Annotated in this window: 12 protein-coding genes; 7 read left to right on the top strand and 5 right to left on the bottom strand. The window is 74.6% G+C overall.

Annotated elements, in window-relative coordinates:
• Nucleotides 1-57: 57 nt before the first annotated feature.
• Nucleotides 58-1,755, bottom strand: a complete 1,698-nt coding sequence (locus PKE99_RS11510; protein ID WP_156066955.1) for an ATP-dependent DNA ligase — start codon at nucleotides 1,753-1,755, stop codon at nucleotides 58-60.
• Nucleotides 1,756-2,033: 278 nt separating this feature from the next.
• Here PKE99_RS11510 and PKE99_RS11515 point away from each other — a divergent pair, with 278 nt between their 5' ends.
• Nucleotides 2,034-2,600 carry a hypothetical protein gene (locus PKE99_RS11515; protein ID WP_037039026.1) on the top strand — a complete coding sequence of 189 codons (567 nt, stop codon included), beginning with the start codon at nucleotides 2,034-2,036 and terminating at the stop codon, nucleotides 2,598-2,600.
• A gap of 41 nt (nucleotides 2,601-2,641) precedes the next feature.
• Entirely contained in the window at nucleotides 2,642-5,179 is a 2,538-nt protein-coding gene (locus tag PKE99_RS11520; RefSeq protein WP_037039028.1) for a DEAD/DEAH box helicase, read from the top strand.
• A 114-nt stretch (nucleotides 5,180-5,293) separates the two neighbouring features.
• Here PKE99_RS11520 and PKE99_RS11525 read toward each other — a convergent pair whose 3' ends face one another.
• Nucleotides 5,294-6,490, bottom strand: a complete 1,197-nt coding sequence (locus PKE99_RS11525; protein WP_197040390.1) for an acyl-CoA dehydrogenase family protein — start codon at nucleotides 6,488-6,490, stop codon at nucleotides 5,294-5,296.
• Nucleotides 6,491-6,692: 202 nt separating this feature from the next.
• Nucleotides 6,693-7,421 (bottom strand): DUF742 domain-containing protein, encoded by a 729-nt coding sequence (locus PKE99_RS11530; protein ID WP_051736545.1) that lies wholly within the window; start codon nucleotides 7,419-7,421, stop codon nucleotides 6,693-6,695.
• A gap of 274 nt (nucleotides 7,422-7,695) precedes the next feature.
• Between PKE99_RS11530 and PKE99_RS11535 the strand changes: the two genes are divergently transcribed.
• From PKE99_RS11535 to PKE99_RS11550, 4 genes are all read left to right on the top strand, one after another.
• Nucleotides 7,696-8,343 (top strand): Pr6Pr family membrane protein, encoded by a 648-nt coding sequence (locus PKE99_RS11535; protein ID WP_037039033.1) that lies wholly within the window; start codon nucleotides 7,696-7,698, stop codon nucleotides 8,341-8,343.
• Nucleotides 8,344-8,407: 64 nt separating this feature from the next.
• Nucleotides 8,408-9,967 (top strand): alkaline phosphatase D family protein, encoded by a 1,560-nt coding sequence (locus tag PKE99_RS11540; RefSeq protein WP_425566500.1) that lies wholly within the window; start codon nucleotides 8,408-8,410, stop codon nucleotides 9,965-9,967.
• Between the two features lie 80 nt (nucleotides 9,968-10,047).
• Nucleotides 10,048-10,656, top strand: coding sequence for a sulfite oxidase-like oxidoreductase (locus tag PKE99_RS11545; RefSeq protein ID WP_037039035.1), 609 nt, complete (start codon nucleotides 10,048-10,050; stop codon nucleotides 10,654-10,656).
• A complete protein-coding gene (locus PKE99_RS11550) occupies nucleotides 10,656-11,342 on the top strand; it encodes a ferredoxin reductase (protein ID WP_051736546.1) in 687 nt (228 codons plus the stop codon). Before PKE99_RS11545 ends, PKE99_RS11550 begins: the two co-directional genes overlap by 1 nt.
• 133 nt (nucleotides 11,343-11,475) lie before the next feature.
• On the opposite strand, the gene PKE99_RS11555 is transcribed toward PKE99_RS11550, so the two are convergent.
• Both PKE99_RS11555 and PKE99_RS11560 read right to left on the bottom strand, forming a co-directional pair.
• A complete protein-coding gene (locus PKE99_RS11555; RefSeq protein WP_231497999.1) occupies nucleotides 11,476-12,276 on the bottom strand; it encodes a DUF1932 domain-containing protein in 801 nt (266 codons plus the stop codon).
• A gap of 8 nt (nucleotides 12,277-12,284) precedes the next feature.
• Nucleotides 12,285-13,079 (bottom strand): metal-dependent hydrolase, encoded by a 795-nt coding sequence (locus tag PKE99_RS11560; RefSeq protein WP_037039037.1) that lies wholly within the window; start codon nucleotides 13,077-13,079, stop codon nucleotides 12,285-12,287.
• 67 nt (nucleotides 13,080-13,146) lie between these two features.
• Here PKE99_RS11560 and PKE99_RS11565 point away from each other — a divergent pair, with 67 nt between their 5' ends.
• Nucleotides 13,147-13,860: an HpcH/HpaI aldolase family protein gene (locus PKE99_RS11565; RefSeq protein WP_037039039.1), complete on the top strand. Its 714-nt coding sequence runs from the start codon at nucleotides 13,147-13,149 to the stop codon at nucleotides 13,858-13,860.
• Nucleotides 13,861-13,891 lie beyond the last annotated feature (31 nt).

Below are 13,891 nucleotides of genomic sequence, written 5' to 3' on the forward strand. Positions count from 1 at the left end.
GCGACATCACACCGTCGCCGCGCAGGTTGTCACCTGGCGTTCACACAGGTGGGTGGTTCAGCCCGGGCACGCGGCGGGCGCCGGCACCCGGAGCCGGGTCTCCCCGTGCCCCTCGTCCGCCACCACGACCTCGGCCCCGGCCGCCCCGTCGGGCAGGACGTGCACGGTGACCGCGCCGCCCTCCGGGCGCGGTTCGATGTGCTGCTGCACCGTCTCGCGCACGAGGACGAGCACCTGCAGCGGGGCGACGGCGAGGTCGGCGAGCTGCGCGGCGAGCACGTCGTCGACCGTCACGGTGGTCTCCAGGCGCCGGCCGAACCGGGCCTTCTCGATGGCCAGGTAGGCGCGGACGGCGGCCAGCTCGTCGGCCAGCGGGATCTCGGGGGTGCCGACGCGGTCGGCGGTGCGGCTGAGGTCGGCGAACCCGAGGAGGAGCTCGCGGGCCCGTCCCGGATCGGTCCGCATCAGGGAGGCGATGGTGTTGAAGGCGTTGTAGACGAAGTGCTGCTCGAGGCTGCGGTTGAGCGAGCTGGCGGGGCCGGGCGACGCGGTGCGGAGGTCCGCGGGCCGCTCCGGCACGGCCGGGAGGGCGGGCGGTTCCGGGGCCGGCGGCGCCGCACGGTCCGCGAGCCGGCCGTGCCCGTGCGGGGTGGGGACCCGCTCGCCGCGGCGGGCCGGGCCCCAGACCTCCGCCCCGTCCTCGGCCTGCTCGGCGCCGTCGCGTTCCCAGGGCGTGCCCGCCCAGTCCTCGGGGTCGACCTCCCCGGGCCGCAGGATCCCCCGCCACACCGGCAGCCGCAGGTGCGCGCCACGGGTCCAGCCCTGGTACTCGGCCTGCCCGACGATCCGGGGCACGACCCAGCGGGCGTCGTCGGCCACGGTCTCGGGCACGGAACCGGGACCGTCGCCCGCGAACGGCGAGACCTGCGCGTTGAGCGTGCGGAGCAGCTCGCCGACCTCCCGGCGCGCGGGGCCCGAGCCGATCCCGACCCGCCCGACGTACCGCAGCCGGCCGACGGGTCCGCCCGGCGCGGGCGGGGTCTCGGGGATGCCGAGCAGCAGGGCCCCGACGCGGCCGGGCCGGTTGCGCTCGGCCGGCATCCACCCCCCGACGACGACCGGGCGCGCGCGCCGCAGCGGCACCCGCAGCCAGTCCCGGGTGCGCCGCCCGGCCTTGTACGCGGCGTCGACCCGCTTGAGGTGCAGCCCGTCGAGGCCGAAGCGCTCGGCCGCCTCCATCACGAACCCCGCCTCCGACGCCGGGTGCGAGGGCGGGACCAGCACCGGGGACCCGGCGATGCCCAGGCCCTCGAGGAGCGTGCGGCGCTCGGCGTAGGGGCGGCGCAGCAGCGGCCGGCCGTCGAGCCACAGCAGGTCGGTGACCACGAACCCGACCGGCACCCGGGAGCGGAGCGACTCCGAGGGCGTGACGGTCGAGGTGCGGCGCATCAGCGGGCGGCGGCTGGGGCGACCGGCGTCGTCGAGGGCGACGACCACGCCGTCGAGCACCATGCCGGAGCCCTTCACCCGGTCGCCGAGCACGGCGAGCTCGGGGAAGCTGCGGGTCACGCTGCGAGCGGTCGAGGAGAGCAGGCGCACGTGCCCGGGCCGGACGTAGGCGACGCAGCGGAAGCCCGCCCAGGCGAACTCGACCGCCCAGTCACCGCCCCGCTCGCCGTCGGCCAGGTCCCCCTGGGAGGGGAGCATCGGCGGGACGACGTCGGGCATGCCGCCGCCCGCTCCCCGCCCTGTCACGGTCCCTACGGTAAACGGCCGTACCGGCCGAATGTCACCTGATCGGCCGTACGGCGGTGGCAGCGCGCCCAGGGCGCCCTCAGGTGCGGCGGATGGTGGTCGGCGGGCGGTCCGGGCGACGGAGCGCCCGCGGCCCGGACCGGTGGCCGCGGGGGTGCATGATCCACACCCTCTGCTCCCCGACGGATCCGGACGGGCCGCCCGCTCTTCCGGCCGACGCGCTTCCTCCGGGCCCGCGGCCCTGATACCCCTGAGGGGTATCCGACCGAGGAGGCGCCATGACCGCGATCGAGCCCGGCACGACCCGCCGGCACAGCTGGTTCCACCGGACCTGGCCCCCCGCGGCCGGGCTCGCCGTCGGGCTCGCCTCGGGGATCGGGATCGCCGACGGGGCCGAGGTCGCCCCGGTCGTCGCGGCGTCCGGGTTCGTCTATCTCGTGGCCGCGGCGCTCGGGTCGCGCTTCGCCGCGTGGCCGGCCTTCGCCGTGTCGGTCGTGCTGATCGCCGCGGCGAAGGTCGTGCCCGGGTTCGCGCCGACGTGGGGGATGCTCGCGATCGGCGCCGTGCTCCTGCTCCTCGGCCTGGCCCGGGGCCGGCGACGCCCGCCCTGGGGGCTGCCCCTGCAGGCGGCCGCGATGCTCGTGCTCGGGGCCGTCGCGCTGCTGGCGGCCGAGGTGTCGCCGACCTGGTCCGGCGTGCTGGTGGCGGGGGCGCTGCTGGTCCACGCCGCCTGGGACGTCCACCACCACCGCACCGGGCGGGTGGTCGTGCCGTCGATGGCGGTGTTCTGCGCGGTCCTCGACACGGCCCTCGCCGGGCTGGTGCTCGCCGTGACCCTCACCTGAGCCGGGCGGCCGGAGCCGACTCGTGGAGAATCGACCCCATCATGACCGCCACCTCCGCCCCCACGCTCACCGACCGCCTGCCCACCGGCGACGACCCGGACGCCCTGGTCGAGGTGTTCGCGGACTGGGCCTTCGAGGAGCGGGGCCTCTCGCTCTACCCCGCCCAGGAGGAGGCGCTGCTGGAGATCGCGACCGGCGGCAACGTCATCCTCTCCACCCCCACCGGGTCCGGGAAGTCGCTCGTCGCGATCGCCGCGCACGCCGCCGCGCTCTCCCGCGGCGCCCGCACCTTCTACACCGCGCCGATCAAGGCGCTGGTCAGCGAGAAGTTCTTCGACCTCATCGAGGTGTTCGGCGCCGACAAGGTCGGCATGCTGACGGGCGACGCCGCCGTCAACGAGGGCGCGGAGATCATCTGCTGCACCGCCGAGATCCTGGCGAACATCGCGCTGCGCCAGGGCGCGCAGGCGGACGTCGGCTCGGTCGTGATGGACGAGTTCCACTTCTACGCCGACCCGGACCGCGGCTGGGCCTGGCAGGTGCCGCTGGTCGAGCTGCCCCAGGCGCAGTTCCTGCTGATGAGCGCCACGCTGGGCGACACGTCGTTCTTCCGGGACGACCTCACCCGCCGCACCGGCCGGGCCACCCGCGAGATCACCTCGGTCGAGCGGCCCGTGCCGCTGCACTACCGGTACGTCCTCACCCCGCTGCACGAGACGATCACCGAGCTGCTCGAGACGCACGAGGCGCCGGTCTACGTCGTGCACTTCACCCAGCAGTCGGCCGTCGAGCGGGCGCAGGCGCTGATGAGCGTCAACGTCACCTCGAAGGAGGAGAAGGCGGCGATCGCCGAGCTGATCGGCGACTTCCGCTTCACCGCCGGGTTCGGCAAGACGCTGTCCCGGCTCGTCCGGCACGGGATCGGCGTGCACCACGCCGGCATGCTCCCCCGCTACCGGCGGCTCGTGGAGACGCTCGCCCAGGCCGGCCTGCTCAAGGTCATCTGCGGCACGGACACCCTCGGCGTCGGGATCAACGTGCCGATCCGGACGGTGCTGTTCACCGGCCTGTCGAAGTACGACGGCCGGCGCACCCGCCCGCTCAAGGCGCGCGAGTTCCACCAGATCGCCGGGCGGGCCGGCCGGGCGGGCTACGACACCGTCGGCACGGTCGTCGCCGAGGCGCCCGAGCACGAGATCGAGAACCACAAGGCGCTGCAGAAGGCGGGCGACGACCCGAAGAAGCGCCGCCGGGTGGTGCGCAAGCAGCCGCCGGAGGGCTTCGTCGGCTGGTCGCAGACCTCCTACGAGAAGCTGCAGGCCGCCCAGCCCGAGCCACTGACCAGCCACTTCCACGTGTCGCACGCGATGCTGCTGAACGTGATCTCCCGGCCCGGGGACGCGTTCACCGCGATGCGGCACCTGCTCGAGGACAACCACGAGCCGCGCCCCCGGCAGCGCAAGCACATCCTGCGGGCCATCGCGATCTACCGGGCGCTGCTCGCCGCGGGCGTGGTGGAGAAGCTCGCGGAGCCCGACGCGGAGGGCCGCACGATCCGGCTCGTCGGCGACCTGCAGCTGGACTTCGCGCTCAACCAGCCGCTGTCGCCGTTCGCCCTGGCCGCCTTCGAGCTGCTGGACCGGGAGTCGCCGTCGTACGCGCACGACGTCGTCTCGGTCGTGGAGGCCACCCTCGACGATCCCCGCCCCGTGCTCTACGCCCAGGAGAACAAGGCCAAGGGCGAGGCCGTGGCCTCGATGAAGGCCGAGGGCATCGAGTACGAGGAGCGGATGACGCTCCTCGAGGACGTCTCGTACCCCAAGCCGCTCGAGGAGCTGCTGGTCGGGGCGCTGGAGACCTACCGGCGCGGAGCGCCGTGGGTCGAGGACGCCCGGCTCTCGCCCAAGTCCGTGGTGCGGGACATGTCCGAGCGGGCCATGACCTTCCACGAGTACGTGGCCTTCTACCAGCTCGCCCGCTCCGAGGGGCTGGTGCTGCGGTACCTCGCGGACTGCTACCGGGCGCTGCGGCAGACCGTGCCCGAGCACGCGCGGACGGACGAGCTGACCGATCTCATCGAGTGGCTCGGCGAGCTGGTCCGCCAGGTCGACTCCAGCCTGCTCGACGAGTGGGAGAAGCTCGCCGCCGGCGGCGGGGTCGAGGACGAGTCCGCTCCCCCGTCGCTCGACCAGGGCCCGGCCGGGGTCACCCGCAACGCCCGGGCCTTCCGGGTGCTGGTGCGCAACGCGCTGTTCCGCCGGGTCGAGCTCGCCTCGCTCAACCGGTGGGACCTGCTCGGCGAGCTGGACAAGGAGGCCGGCTGGACGGCGGACCGCTGGCGCGAGGCCTTCCAGCCCTTCTTCGACCTGCACGGCTTCGGCGGTATCGGGATCGGCCCGGACGCCCGCGGCCCCAAGATGATCGACATCGTCGAGGAGCCGGAGCGCTGGCTGGTCCGTCAGGTCATCGACGACCCCGAGGACGACCACGACTGGGCCATCACCGCCGAGGTCGACCTCGCCGCCTCGGACGAGGCGGGCGAGGCCGTGGTGTGGATCACGGGCTTCGGCGACTCCTGACCCCGGTCCGCACTAGGGAACCATTATTCGAATTCCAGCCCTCGATTCGCGCATTATGGAACCATAATGCGAGCTCGCTGCGCCGATTTGCGCATCATGGTTCCATGATGCGGCTCAGCCCAGCGGGCTCCGGGGCAGCAGGCGGTCGGCGATGATCTTCTGCTGGATCTCGCTGGTGCCCTCGAAGATCGTCGTGAGGCGGGCGTCGCGCCAGTAGCGCTCGACGCGGTGCTCGGTGGTGTAGCCGTTGCCGCCGTGCAGCTGGATGCCGTCCCCGGTGACCTCGGCGGCCATCTCGGTGGCCAGCAGCTTCACCATCGCCGCCTCCCGCTCGCACGGCTCGCCCTGGTCCAGCCGCTGCGCGACGTGCTGGTAGAACGACCGCGCCTGCTCGACCCTCGCGGCCATCGTGGCGAGCTTGAACCGGACGGCCTGGAAGTCGCCGATCGGGTGCTCGAACTGCTCGCGCTCCTGCAGGTAGACGATGCAGTCCTCGACGGCGCCCCGGGCGAGCCCCACCGCGCGGGCCGCGGTGTGCACGCGGGCGATGTTGAGCCACTGCTGGGCCTCCGCGAAGCCCTGCTCGCCGAGCAGGTTCGCCGCCGAAACCCGCAGCCCGTCGAACTCCAGGTCCCACGTGACGAAGCCGTGGTACCCGATCTTGTCGATCGGGGTGCCGGAGAGGCCCGCGGGGAAGGAGTCCCGCTCCTTCTCCAGGACGAGGGTCGCCAGGCCCGCGGACCGCTTCTCCCCCGGCTCCGGGTCCGCCGTCCGCACGAGGATCTGCAGGAAGTCCGCGGCCTTCGCGTTGCCGATCCACCGCTTGCGACCGGTGATCACGAAGTCGTCGCCGTCCCGCTCGGCACGGGTGGCGACGGCGGCCAGGTCCGACCCGGCGTCGGGCTCGGAGAGGGCGATGGCCCCGATCCAGGTGCCGGCGGCGCTGCGGCGCAGCAGCTCCGCCCGCCGGGCCTCGTCCGCCACGCCGGTGCCGGCGCCCTGGGCGCGGGCGATGATGCTGCCCACGCTCATCCAGCCGCGGGCCAGCTCCTCGGCGATCATGCAGTACTCGAAGGCCCCCAGCCCCAGCCCGCCGTGCTCGCGCGGCACGGTGATGCCGAAGTAGCCGAGCTCGCCCATCTCGTCGAGCAGCGACCGCGGGATCTCGCCCTTGACCTTGTCGAGCTCGTCGGCGACCGGCAGGACGCGCTCGGCGGCGAAGGCGCGCGCCTGCTCCTGAAGCTTCTCCCGCTCCGGGGTGTGGAACGGCGCGGGGACGACCGGGACGGGCGGGGCCAGGAAGTCGCTCATGGACGAGTTGTGCCACATCGCGGCGCCGCGCGCCCGGCGGACCGGCCGAACGGGCAGGGTCGCCGGCCCTCCGGGGCGGAACGGTCGGCGCGGATCAGCGCCGGTCAGCGCCGGTCGGCTCAGGTCGGCGCGGGTCGGCGCGGGTCGGCGCAGGTCGGTGGGGGTCGTGAGTGGCAGGTGCCGCTCTAGGGGCAGTCGGCGCTCACAGGCGTCGGAGGCCGCTCAGCACCCGCTCCATCAGGACCAGGTCGGGGCCCTCGGCCGTGACGGTCCGGTGCACCTCGAGCCCGCCCGTCACCGCGAGGTCGCCGACGACGACCCGGGCCACGCCGAGCGGCATCCCCATGAGGGCGCCGACCTCGGCGATGGACCGGGGCTCGCGGCACAGCTCGAGGATCGCGGTGTGCTCGGCGAGCTCCGGACGGCGCAGGGCCGCGGGCGGCGTCGACACCAGCGTCTCGATCGCCAGCTCGTAGCGGGACCGGGTGCGGCCCTTGGTGTAGAAGTACGGCCGCACCGCCAGCGAGCGGCCGGCGTCGTCCTGCACGTACTCCTCGGCGACGTCCTCGACCGCGGGCGGGGGCAGCGGCGGCAGGGCCACCGGCCCGGCCGCCACCGGCACCGGCTCCGGGTGCTCGTCGCGGTCGCGGCGGCGGCGGGAGGACCCGCCGAACCGGGCGCCGGTGTACCCGACGGCGGGAGCTTCGTGGAAGCCCGTGAGCCCGCCGGCCGCGGCGGGATCGGCGACGGGGTCGGGTGCGGCGGGCGCCTCGCCGACGACCGGCATCGCCGCCGTGTCCGCCTCGTCCGCGGTCCGCCGCTCGGGTTGGTTCTGCGCCGGCTCCTCGCTCTTCTTGCGCCGCCGCTTGCGGGGCGCGCCGCCGAAGCGGGCACCGGTGAAGCCGATGTCGAGGTCGTCGGCGGGCGTCATGCGTCTCCCTGATCACGGGGTGCGGAGCGGGCAGCGCCTCGCACCGTCCCGGCCCTGTGTTACGCAGCCGTGACACCGGCGTTCCACCGGCATGACGATCGCTCTCCGTGGTCCGTCTCCGGCGAACGGGTGAGAACTGTGCTGCCCAGGGTCACCGCCGAGGTCGGACGAATCCTCCGAAAGGGGACAAGCAGGATCGTCACCCGTGGGCGTGGTCGTCGTGGGCCTTTCCCGCCGTCCGTCGGACCGGCGGATCCGCGGCTAGAGTCCTCCGGTGCCCCGCTACCTCCCGCTCGCCCGGCCGTGGTTCGGGCTCGTGGGGGCGCTCGCCCTGCTCGGGGTCGTGCTGCAGCTGGTGGCCACGGCGGTCCACTCCAGTCCGTACTCGATCTTCACCAGCACCGGGTCGCGCGTGGCCAACGTGTTCGCGTTCTTCACGATCCTCAGCAACCTGGTCGCCGGGATCGCGTACGTGCTCCTGACGATCGACCCCGAGCGGGACTCCCGCGCGATGCGGATCCTGCTGCTCGACGCCGTGGTGGCCATCGCCGTCACCGGCATCGTCTACAACCTGGTGCTGGCCCAGACCGCGAACCCGCAGGGCCTGCACGAGGTCGCCAACGTCCTGTGCCACATGATCACGCCGCTCTTCGCCGTCCTCGGGTGGCTGTTGTTCGGCCCGCGCGGGCTGGTGGACCGGGACGTCGTGCTGCTCTCCGCGATCTACCCGCTCGCATGGCTGGCGTTCACGCTCATCCGCGGGGCGGTGATCGACTGGTACCCGTACCCGTTCGTCGACGTCGTCGCGCACGGCTACGCGCGGGTCGCGATCAACTGCCTGGTGGTGGCCGTCCTGTTCGTCGGGCTCGGGTTCGGGGCGCTCGCGCTGGACCGCAGGCTGCCGGGCCTCGCGGCCGGCTGAGCCCGGCTGTTCACCGGGAGGTGGCGTGCGGATCACCCGGGCCGAGGGACGCCGGTCATCTCCACTGCGTCGCACGGCGGACATCACTCTCCCGCCGTTCGGCCGCCGCCTGTTCCTGCTCGGAGCCTCCACCGCCGCCACCGGGGTCCTCACCGCGGCGGGCCCACGCATCCCGTCGATGTCCACCCGCGAGCCCTTCACCCTCGGCGTCGCCTCCGGCGATCCCTCGTCCGACGGCATGGTGCTGTGGACCCGGCTGGCTCCGGATCCCCTCGCGGCCGACGGCCTGGGCGGCATGCCCGCGCGGGTGGTGCCGGTCGAGTGGGAGGTGGCCCGGGACGAGCGCTTCACCGTGATCGAGCAGCGCGGGACGGTCGACGCCGTGCCCGAGGCCGCGCACTCCGTGCACGTCGAGACGACCGGCCTGGCGCCGGGCCGCGAGTACTTCTACCGGTTCCGGGCGAACAGGGCGGTGTCCCCGGCGGGCCGGACCCGCACCGCTCCCCCGGCCGGCGCCGTCGGCCCGGCGCTGACGACCTGCGTCGCGTCCTGCTCGAACTACCCCATCGGGTACTTCACGGCCTACCGGCGGCTCGCCGAGGACGAGCCCGACCTCGTCCTGCACCTCGGCGACTACCAGTACGAGTACCCCACGCCGGAGAAGGCCGTGCGGTCCGTCGCCGGCGCCGAGACGACCGAGCTGGCCGGGTACCGGCAGCGGTACGCGCAGTACCGCAGCGACCCGGACCTGCAGGCCGCGCACGCCGTCGCCCCGTGGGTGGTCGTGTGGGACGACCACGAGACCGACGACGACTGGGCCGGCGACGTGCCCGAGGACGACCAGACCCGGGAGGCCTTCCTCGCCCGCCGGGCCGCCGCCTTCCGGGCCTACTACGAGAACATGCCGCTGCGGCGCTCGTCGGTGCCCCGGGGGTACGACATGCAGCTGTACCGCCGGGTCGAGTGGGGCGGCCTGGCCACCTTCCACATGCTCGACACCCGGCAGTACCGCGACGACCAGGCCTGCGGCGACGGGCAGCGCGTCGGCTGCGCGGAACGGCTGGACCCGGCCCGCTCGCTGCCCGGGGCCGCGCAGGAGCGCTGGCTCGCCGACGGCTTCCGCCGGTCCCGGGCCCGCTGGGACGTGCTCGGCCAGCAGGTGTTCTTCGCCCAGCGCGACACCGACCCGGGCGCGCCGGAGAAGTTCTCGATGGACGGCTGGGACGGCTACGCCGCCTCCCGGGACCGGGTCACCCGCAGCTGGGTCGACGCCGGGGTGCGCAACGCCGTGGTCCTCACCGGCGACGTCCACGTCCACTGGGCCAACGAGATCAAGACGGACTACGCCGACCCGGCCGCGCCGACCGTCGGCACGGAGCTCGTCTCCAGCTCCGTCACCTCGGGCGGCGACGGCGACGCCGCCACCGACCACCCCGACCTGCACACCAACCCGCACCTGAGGTTCCGCAGCAACCGCCGCGGGTACGTCCGGGCCCGCTGGGAGCCCGGGCAGGTCACCGCGGACTTCCGGGTGCTCGACGCCGTGACGACGCCGGACCTGCCCATCCGCACCGCGGGATCGTTCGTGATCCCGGACCGCGAACCGGGGCTCAACCGGGCCTGACGACCTCACACCGCTCCGGGCGCGGGAATGCCGCCCCGGTCCGCCATGCTGTGTCCCGGTAGGACGGCGAAGGGACGGGAATGGCGATCACCCGAGGATTCACCGGGCGCGGCCGGGCGACGCGCGACCCGCGGCTGCCCCCGGGCCAGTACGACGCGAAGGACGACTGGCCCGTGCTCAACGCCGAGGCCACCCCGCGGATCGGCACCGACCGCTGGACCTTCACGATCGAGGGCCTCGTCGACCGCCCGCGCAGCTGGACCTGGGACGAGATCCACGCCCTGCCCGGCTCGCGGTACTCCGGGGACATCCACTGCGTCACCACGTGGTCGAAGCTGGGCATGACGTTCGACGGCGTCTCGGTCGACACCCTGCTCGACGCCGTGGGCGTGCAGCCCGAGGCGAAGTTCGTCATGGCCACGGCGCACACCGGCTACACCACGAACCTCCCGCTGGAGGACGTGACCGGCGGCAAGGCCTGGGTCGTGTGGCAGGCGGACGGGCGGCCGCTGACCGTCGAGCACGGCGGTCCGGCCCGGCTGCTCGTGCCGCACCTGTACTTCTGGAAGAGCGCGAAGTGGGCATCCGGCCTGCGGGTCATGGCCGAGGACGAGCAGGGCTTCTGGGAGCGCAACGGCTACCACGACCGGGGCGACCCCTGGCTCGAGCAGCGCTACCAGGGGGACTGATGGCGGTCTGGCAGACGGCGACGGTCCTCGACGTCCGGCGTGAGACGCCCACGGCGAAGACCTTCCGGCTCAAGCTCCCGGCGGAGTCCGGGCACATCGCCGGTCAGTACTACGTGGTCAGGTTGACCGCGGAGGACGGCTACACCGCGCAGCGGGACTACTCCGTGGCGTCGGTCCCGGGCACGGACGAGATCGACCTGACCGTCGAGCTGCTGCCCGGCGGAGAGGTGTCGGAGTTCCTGCACGAGGTCGTCGAGCCCGGGGACCGGCTCGAGGTCCGCGGGCCGATCGGCGGCTGGTTCGCCTGGCCCGGGGACGCGCCGGCGCTCGGCGTGGCCGGCGGGTCCGGGGTGGTACCGCTCATGGCGATGCTGCGCTCCGCCCGGATCGCGGGGTCGGAGCTCTTCCGGCTGATCGTCTCGGCACGCACGCCGGCGGCCCTCTACTACGGCGACGAGCTGCCGGGACCGGAGACCACGATCGTCTACACCCGCGAGGTGCCGCCCGGGTACGCGCGGCCGCCGGGCCGGATCACGGCCGCCGACCTGGAGCCGCTGCTGCTGCCGGAGCAGACGGTCTTCGTCTGCGGCACACCGCCCTTCTGCGACACCGCCACCGACCTGCTCACGGGGCTCGGCGTCGGCACGGACCGGATCCGGGTGGAGCGGTTCGGCCCGTCGAGCTGAGCCTCCGGCCCGCGAGTCGGGAGTTCCGGTCCCGCGAGTCGGGGGTTCCTGACCCGCGAGTCGGGAGATCCGCACGCGCGAGTCGGGAGATCCGGACCCGCGAGTCGGGAGATCGCACGCGCGAGTCGGGAGATCAGGCGCGCCGGTACATCTCGGCCGCGGCGCGGGAGAAGCCGTCGGGCACCCCGGCCGCGGCCAGGGCGTCGGCCGCCTCCTCCATCTCCGCGACCCACCGCCAGCCCTTCTCCTTCGCCCGCGCCGCCACCGCGCCCAGCTCGGCCGGGTAGTCCACGCCGGTCCGGGCGAGTTCCTCGCGCAGCGGGCCGTCGACGCCGAGAATGCGGGCGGCCTCGTCGAGGGCCAGCCAGATCGCCGGCAGCGCCTTGCTCTGCAGCGCGAAGCAGGCCTTGAGCGCGCTCGCGGTGCCCGGCTCGGGGCCGAGGGTGCGGGCCGTGAAGGGGGTCCCGGCGAACAGGGCCTCGACGGTCGCGGCGTGCCGCCCCGCGAGCCACAGGACCGTGGTGCCCGCCTCCCACGCCGGCGGGCCGATCACCGCCCCGTCGACCACGGCGTCGTCCGGGAAGAGCGCGCCGATGGCCGCGACCGTGGCGGGCGAGACGGCGTTCGCGTCGACGTAGAGCGGGATGCGGTCCTGCCCCGCGACGGCCTCGGCGACCTGTCCGGCGACGTCGAGGGCGGCCCCGGGCGGGCAGATCGAGATCACGACGTGGGCGCGCCGGGCCAGCTCCCCGACGTCCGGCACGGCGACCAGGTCGGCCAGCTCGGCCCGCTTGGAGGTGGCCTGGGACCGCCCCGCGTCGGCCCAGATCACGGCCCCGGCCCGCGCCTTCAGGGCCGAGCCGAGGGCGGCGCCCATGGCGCCGGGGTGCAGGATCCCGATCACGGGCCGGCCGGGCAGGCTCCAGTCGCTCACGTCGACCATCATCCGCCCGCGACCAGCCGGGCGCGCAGGTCCAGCAGGACGTCGAGCGCCCCGGGCACCACGTAGACCGCCAGCGCGAGGGTGCCGAGGGTGAGCAGGGGCGCCACCAGCAGCGACTCCACGCGACCGCCGGCGCGGAACCGCAGCGGCCGCGGGCTGCCGATCGGGTACCAGTGCCGGCCGCGGATCGGGAACGGCCACAGCAGCGGGGCCCCGGACTCGGTCACGGCGTCGCCCAGGGAGTGCACGAGCATCCCGAGCCCGACGGCGAGGCCGAGCCAACCGGCCGTCCCCGCGGTGCCGCCGGGGAGGTACTCCTCGGCCACCCAGGTCAGCCCGGCGGCGATCACCAGCGACGGCGGGCCGGGGACCAGGCCGTCGAGCCCCTTGATCGCCAGCGCCAGGCAGACGAACAGCACCCCGGCGGTGACCGGCGTGCCCCAGCGCGCGCTCGCGACGCCCACGCCGGCGGCGAGCAGCAGCGCACCGGCCAGCGTGTGGGTCAGGCCGCGGTGCGTGCCGCGCCCGGAGTCGCGGGGGCCGCGGGTCAGACGGAAGACCAACGCCGACAGCGGCCGGACGGCGTGCGCGGCGAGCCAGGAGGCCCAGGAGAACCGGCGGCTCGCCGTCGACGACGGGTGGTCGAGGTCGGGCAGCAGCGCCGCCCCGGCCGTCACACCCGCGAAGGTCAGGATCGTCCCCGCCGTCGGTGCCGTGCCCACCGCCTGCGGGGCGAGCCCCGCGACCGCGAGCCCGAGGGCCGCTCCGGACGTGGCGTGACTGACCCCGAGCACCGCGTGACCCTACGGTGGCCGTGCCCCGGTTCCCGCGAGGCGCGCCGAGGGGGCAGGGTCTTCGGTCATGACCCTCTCCTTCGACGGCGCCGTCGCCGGCTGGTGTCAGCTGCCCTCCCCCGCCGCGGCCGAGATCGTCGGCTCCTCCGGCGTCGACGTCGTCTGCCTCGACGCCCAGCACGGCCTCCTCGGCGACGACTCGCTGCTCGCCATGCTCCAGGCGCTGCGCGGCGTCCCCACCCTGGTCCGCGTGCCGCACAACGCTCCGGACCCGATCGCCCGGGCCCTCGACCGCGGGGCGGACGGCGTGATCGTCCCGCTCGTCGACTCCGCCGCCGAGGCCGCGGCGGCCGCCGCCGCGTGCGCCTACCCGCCGGCCGGGGTGCGCAGTTTCGGGCCGACGCGGGTGGGCTGGACCGGCGCGGACGTCCTCGCCCGGGGCCGCTGCGTGATCATGGTCGAGACCATGGCAGCGGTCGCGGACCTCCCGGCGATCCTGCAGGTCGAGGGCGTCGACGCGATCTTCGTCGGCCCGTCGGACCTCTCGCTGAGCTCGGGCCGGGCCGCGATCCCGCCGCTCGACGACGACGGGTACCGCGACCTCCTCCGGTCCGTCACCGGGCAGTGCCGGGAGGCGGGAATGCCGGTCGGGGTCTACTGCGGCACCCCGGACTGGGCCCCGACCTACCGCGAGCTGGGCTTCACCTGGCTCACCCTGCCCTCGGAGGCCGGCCTGCTGCAGAACGCCGTCGGGTCGGCCCTCGCCGCGCTCCGGCGCTGAGGACACGACGCACCCGAGCTCGGGCAGCGTG

Source organism: Pseudonocardia halophobica (genome assembly GCF_027922425.1).
In the GTDB taxonomy this organism is placed as follows: Bacteria; Actinomycetota; Actinomycetes; order Mycobacteriales; family Pseudonocardiaceae; genus Pseudonocardia; species Pseudonocardia halophobica.

Coding starts and splice junctions, on each gene's coding strand:
- PKE99_RS11515 (WP_037039026.1), top strand. CDS start 2,034: ATGACCGCGATCGAGCCCGGCACGACCCGCCGGCACAGCTGGTTCCAC.
- PKE99_RS11550 (WP_051736546.1), top strand. CDS start 10,656: ATGGCGGTCTGGCAGACGGCGACGGTCCTCGACGTCCGGCGTGAGACG.
- PKE99_RS11565 (WP_037039039.1), top strand. CDS start 13,147: ATGACCCTCTCCTTCGACGGCGCCGTCGCCGGCTGGTGTCAGCTGCCC.
- PKE99_RS11545 (WP_037039035.1), top strand. CDS start 10,048: ATGGCGATCACCCGAGGATTCACCGGGCGCGGCCGGGCGACGCGCGAC.
- PKE99_RS11530 (WP_051736545.1), bottom strand. CDS start 7,421: ATGACGCCCGCCGACGACCTCGACATCGGCTTCACCGGTGCCCGCTTC.
- PKE99_RS11525 (WP_197040390.1), bottom strand. CDS start 6,490: ATGAGCGACTTCCTGGCCCCGCCCGTCCCGGTCGTCCCCGCGCCGTTC.
- PKE99_RS11520 (WP_037039028.1), top strand. CDS start 2,642: ATGACCGCCACCTCCGCCCCCACGCTCACCGACCGCCTGCCCACCGGC.